A 5,358-nucleotide genomic window follows, 5' to 3' on the forward strand; every position below is an offset into this window, starting at 1 on the left:
GACCCCACCGGGTCCGGGCACCGCGCCCGCGCCACCCAGTGAACGGGAAGGCACGACACTGCGCGCCCTGCTCCGCCCGCACGGCACCCTCGCCGACCTCTGCACGGGTCGGGCCAACAGCTTCGGCGCCGTGCGCCTGCTGCTCGCGGTCGCGGTGGTGGTCTCGCACGTCTACCCGCTCGGCTGGGGCCGGCTGGACCCCCTCTGGAACTGGAGCGGTCACCAGACCGACTTCGGCAAGTCGGCCGTCCTCGGCTTCTTCGCCCTCTCCGGCTTCATGATCACCGGCAGTGCCGCGGCCCTGTCGCCCCTCCGCTTCGCCTGGCACCGGGCCCTGCGCATCCTGCCCGGGCTCTGGGGCTCGCTGCTGGTCTGCGCCCTGGCCCTCGTACCGCTGCTCTACTTCTTCCAGCACGGGTCACTGACGGGCTTCTGGAACCGCCCGGACGGTCCGCTGAGCTACCTGAGCAGCCTCGGCAGCACCTCGCCCGCGGCCGGCTGGGACATCTCCGGCGTGCTGGCCGAGGGCATCCGCCGGTCGACCAACTTCGACCGGAGCCTCAACGGCGCCCTGTGGTCCCTGAAGTACGAGATCCTCTGCTACGCCCTCGCCGGCCTGCTGGCCGCGCTCGGCCTGCTGCGCGGCCGGCTGGTCGTCCCCGCGCTGGCGCTGGCGCTCTGGCTGATGATCGCCGGAGGCCTCGCCGACCTCCCGTCCCCGGGCTCCCCGCTCGTCGGCCCCGGTGTGGCCGTCCCGGTCCTCGGGCAGCTCAGCGGGTACCTGCTGGTGCACCTCGGGTTCGTCTTCCTGCTGGGCGCCGGCCTCCGGCTGTGGGCCGACCGGATTCCGGTGGACGACCGGCTGGCGCTGGCCGCCGGGATCGTCCTGGCCGGGACGCTGTACTGGCGCGGCTATCCCGTGCTCGGCCACCCCGCCCTGGTGTACCTGCTCTTCTGGGCGGCGGCCCGGCTGCCCCGCCGGTTCCAGGCCGTCGGACGCCGCCACGACTACTCGTACGGCGTGTACATCTACGGGTTCCCGGTCGAGCAGGCGGCCGCGCTGCTCGGCTTCGCGCGCTTCGGCGTCCTGGGCTTCTTCGCGGCCGCCATGACCGCGACACTGGCCCTGGCGGCCTTCTCCTGGCACGTCGTCGAGGAGCCCGCGATGCGGCTGCGGAACTGGGCCCCGGGGCCGCGGGGCTCCGCGGAGGGAGCCCGGCCCGCGAAGGCCGGCAGCTGAACCGTCGCGCCGGAGCGCCCGCCGACCGCCGACCGCCGCCCGGGTCAGCCCTTCCGCTCCTTGAAGACCCAGATCCGCATCAGCACGAAGCGCAGGACGGTGGCCAGGCCGTTGGCGACCACCAGGCCCGCCACCTCGACCGTGCGCGAGGCGTCCGGCGCCGCGAGGTCCAGCAGGGCGAGCACCCCGGCGCTGAGACCCAGGCCGATCAGGAAGGCGACCGCCCCCTGGAGCTGGTGGCGCAGGGCGCCCTCGGCACCCGTGATCCCGAAGGTGAACCGCCGGTTGGCCGCGGTGTTGGCCACCGCGCTCACCGCGAGCGCGATCAGGTTCGCCGCCTGCGGGGCGACGAACTGCCGCGCGACGACGTACAGCCCCAGGTAGAAGAGGGTGCTCAGGACCCCGATCACCAGGAAGGACGGGATCTGGCGCCGGACCGTCCCGGCCGGCCGCGCCGCCGCGGGACCGTCCTGCGCCGGCACGGTCGGCTTGTCGGTGGAGACCATCTGGATGCCCATGATTTCTTCGTCGGATCAGGAGAGCTCGTACACGGCCACCCGGCCGTTGTCGAACACCTGCTTGGTGAGGTCCTTCAGCCGCGGCGACTCGGCCCCGGCCTTGCGGTGGACCACCAGGTACCGGAGCCGGGGGTCGTCGTCGCGCAGCCGTCGCAGGGTGTCCGCCGTCGGATGGTAGAACGCCTCCTCGTTGCGCCTGAACAGGGCCTCGTCCCAGAAGCCCGTCGTGGCCGACACGGCTCCGGCCGCGGTGGCCATCAACCGGGGCGCGTAGGCCCAGCCCTCGATCAGCACCGAGCGTTCGGAGTAGGCGCTCAACCAGTACGAACGGTAGTTGTCGCAGGAGGCGCTGTCCGCGTAGTCCTCGAACTGCCAGCAGTGGCTGTTGGTGGCGAGCACGTCCCGCGGCCCGCTGTGCTCACGGACCCAGCGGGCCGCCTGGACCTGCGTCTCCGGCAGGATCCACGAACCCTCCCAGTGCACCTTCCGCGCCTGGAGGACGTCCAGGGCCGTCGCCGGGACGCCCACCGCCAGCACCGCCGTCAGCAGCACGACGCCGCCGCGGCGCCGCAGCGCCGGCACCGCCCGGCCGGCGAGCCGCCAGAGCAGGCCGCCGGCCAGCGCGAGCCCGGCCAGCGCCGCCGCCGCGACCAGCGCGGGCAGCAGCTTGACGTACGGCGGCTCCCCCGCCGGACCGTCGAACGGCCGGGCCGCGAACGCCTTCCAGTCGTCCGAGTACCGGTAGAGGGCGAGGGTGAGCGCTCCGGCCAGGACCGCCGCCGCGGCGGCCAGCAGGAGCACGGCACGGCGCGGGAGCGCCGCCCGCTCGAAGGTCTCGCAGTACCCCCACGCCGAGAGCAGGGCGGCGAAGGGCAACCCCGCCAGGGTGAAGTAGCTGGCGTTGAAGCCGTTCACCGCGAGGTAGGCGGCCGGCCCGGCCAGCGCGCCGCCGAGCAGGAACCACTGCACCGGAGCGAGGTCCAGCCGGCTGCGCCACAGCAGGGGCAGCATCCCGGCCGCCTTGAGGTGGTGGTTCAGCACGAACGCGACCAGGATCGCGGCGACCAGCCCGGCCTGCACCGCCGCCGGCCGGGAACCGTCCGGATCCGCCCAGTAGCCCCGGACGTTGCCGAACGGGACGACCTCCAGCGCGTAGCTCTGGAAGTCGAAGACGGCGGCCGTCGCGAAGAGCTGCGCCGCGCCGACGATCGCCCCCAGGCCGACGATCGTCCACGGGACGCGCCGCGTCCCGATCAGGATCATCAGCCCGGCGAAGCCGAGACCGCCCAGGACCACCGGAAGCGTGCTGGCCTTCGCCGCGCTGGAGGCCAGCGCGAACAGCGCGGCGAGCACGTAGGCGCCGCGGCCGAACGACGGGATCCCCCCGTCGCCCTCCCGGGTCCGCCTCAGGGGGTCGCCGGCCGCACCGATCAGGGCGATCAGCAGCGGCTGGCTGTACGTCAGGGAGAGGCTGGCGAACGACATCAGCCGGACCGCGGGAGCCCCGAAGGTCCAGCTGCCCACGTTGTTGGGGTACGCCGCGGTGAACTCGCCCACCGCGAACACCAGCAGGGCCGCCACCGGGCCGGCCCAGGGCCGGCCCACGAGCCGGTGGGCGACCACCGCGACGGCGAGGATCCCCAGCGCGCCCAGCGCCGGGACCATCAGCCGCATCTCGACCACCGACAGGTCGACGTGCCCGACCAGATCGCCCATCGCCATGTGGACGAAGGTGAACCAGTGGTAGTTCAGCGGCTCCCCCGACACCTGCGGCAGGGTCGGCGGGACGTTGTACTTGGCGTTCCCCGCGAGCGACAGCAGGTAGGGCAGGTCGCCGTACTGCCGGCTGGTCTCGCTGTCCGGCAGGATCGGGAACCGGGCGAGGAAGACCTCGTAGTAGTACGCCGAGGAGAGGGCCACCACGCCGGCCGTCGCCCAGGACCAGCGCTCCGCCGGCCGGCGGTACCCGGCCGGCCGCCAGTGCCGCCGCAGGCCGGGCACCGCCAGGAAGGGCACCACCACCAGCAGCGGCCAGGCCACCGCGAACCTCTGCAGGCCGAGCGACACCAGCAGGGCCCACGCGCCGAGCTCCAGCACGAGGCCGGTGACCGCGCCGAGGACGAGGTCCTCGACCAGGGTGTGGGGGCGGCGGCGGAGCGCCCGGAACACCAGCGTGCCGGGAAGCAGCACGCCCCAGGCGGCGTAGCCCGTGTAGCGGGCGATGTCGCCCGGCGGGGTGTCCGTGGCCAGCAGCAGCGCGACCGCGAACAGGTAGCAGGCCACCGCCGGCGCCCACCGCCGCAGCCCGCCCGGGGCAGGGGAGTCGCGGCGGCCCGCCGTCAGCGACGCGGAAGCACTCGCCCCGCCCGGCGGGCGACCGTCCCGGGACCTGGCCGAGGACGCCGTGCTGTTGGTGGTGCCCATGCTGTCCGTTCCGTCCTCCGTGCCGCGCACCGGAGCCGCCCCGGGCGGCTCGACACGGTTCGCTGCGACCGGATCCGTTCCCCTGTGGAGGTCATCGCGACCGCTCCTGCCACTCGTCCTCGGCCGAGTCGTAGCCGACGAAGTACGCGGGGCGGGCCTGCACGGCCGAGTAGATCCGCCCGATGTACTCGCCGAGCAGACCGACGCAGATCAGCTGCACGGCACCGATGAAGAGCATCCCGATGAAGAGCGACGACCAGCCCGGCACGGTGGCGCCGAGCGCGTACGCGAACGCCGTGTAGACGGCGAGCCCTATGCAGACCAGGAAGCTCAGCAGGCCCATCCAGGTGGCGAGCCGCAGGGGACTTGCGGAGAAGTTGGTGATGCTGTCGATCGCCAGCCGCACCATCTTGGACAACGGGTAGTGCGTCGCCCCGGCGACCCGCTCCTCGCGGACGTAGACGACCTCGCCGCTGGGGAAGCCGAGCCAGGGGACGAGCAGCCGGTAGACCGGCTGGTGCTCGGGGAGGGACTTGAGGGCGTCGACGGCGGCCCGGCTGAGCAGCCGGTAGTCGCCGGCCTGGCTGGGCATCCGCTTGCCGACGAGCTTGCGCATGAGCCAGTAGTAGGCGCCGGCGGTGCGCCGCTTGAAACGGGTGTCGGTGGCGCGGTCGCCGCGGACCCCGTAGACGATGTCCAGGTTCTGCTCGCGGGCGAGTGCGAGCATCTCGGGGATCTTCTCCGGCGGGTCCTGGAGGTCCGCGTCGATGCTGACCACGTAGTCCCCCAGCGCCCGGTGGATCCCGGCGGTGAGCGCGGCCTGGTGACCGGAGTTGCGCGCGAAGCGGACGATGCGGAACTCGGGCCAGTCCTGGCGGATCTTCTGCATCAGCACCGGGGTGACGTCCGTGCTGCCGTCGTCGACACCGACCACCTCGTAGGTGACGTCGAGGGCGTCGAGTATCGGGCGGAGGCGCTCGACCGTCAGCGGGAGCGCTTCCTGCTCGTTGTAGATCGGCATCACGACCGACAACTGGGGCGCCGTTGGCATGAGGTGCTCCCGCTTTCCGCTGCTGGGGCTGGTTCGTGGCCCGAGAATAGCAGCAGCCTGTGAGCGCTCCGTGAGAGAAGATGAGCGCAGGGTTAAGACCGAAGGGCCCCGCACACCCTGAGGTG

General features: G+C 73.0%; 4 protein-coding genes. 1 reads left to right on the forward strand and 3 read right to left on the reverse strand.

What is annotated here, in order from left to right; genetic code table 11:
• Positions 1 to 1,240, forward strand: a 1,240-nt coding sequence (locus tag ACFWOG_RS39310; protein ID WP_380364407.1) for an acyltransferase family protein, incomplete at its 5' end; no start/stop codon positions are given.
• Between the two features lie 44 nt (positions 1,241 to 1,284).
• On the opposite strand, the gene ACFWOG_RS39315 is transcribed toward ACFWOG_RS39310, so the two are convergent.
• The 3 genes from ACFWOG_RS39315 to ACFWOG_RS39325 form a co-directional block, all read right to left on the reverse strand.
• Positions 1,285 to 1,758, reverse strand: coding sequence for a GtrA family protein (locus tag ACFWOG_RS39315; RefSeq protein ID WP_329950386.1), 474 nt, complete (start codon positions 1,756 to 1,758; stop codon positions 1,285 to 1,287).
• A 15-nt stretch (positions 1,759 to 1,773) separates the two neighbouring features.
• Positions 1,774 to 4,182, reverse strand: a complete 2,409-nt coding sequence (locus ACFWOG_RS39320; RefSeq protein ID WP_380364410.1) for a hypothetical protein — start codon at positions 4,180 to 4,182, stop codon at positions 1,774 to 1,776.
• A 91-nt stretch (positions 4,183 to 4,273) separates the two neighbouring features.
• Entirely contained in the window at positions 4,274 to 5,233 is a 960-nt protein-coding gene (locus tag ACFWOG_RS39325; RefSeq protein WP_329885399.1) for a glycosyltransferase family 2 protein, read from the reverse strand.
• Positions 5,234 to 5,358 lie beyond the last annotated feature (125 nt).

Origin of the sequence: Kitasatospora sp. NPDC058406, assembly GCF_042722765.1 — a bacterium.
GTDB lineage: Bacteria > Actinomycetota > Actinomycetes > Streptomycetales > Streptomycetaceae > Kitasatospora.

Excerpts from the sequence above, each read along its gene's own strand:
- ACFWOG_RS39315 (WP_329950386.1), bottom strand. The coding sequence starts at position 1,758 with ATGGGCATCCAGATGGTCTCCACCGACAAGCCGACCGTGCCGGCGCAG.
- ACFWOG_RS39320 (WP_380364410.1), bottom strand. The coding sequence starts at position 4,182 with ATGGGCACCACCAACAGCACGGCGTCCTCGGCCAGGTCCCGGGACGGT.
- ACFWOG_RS39325 (WP_329885399.1), bottom strand. The coding sequence starts at position 5,233 with ATGCCAACGGCGCCCCAGTTGTCGGTCGTGATGCCGATCTACAACGAG.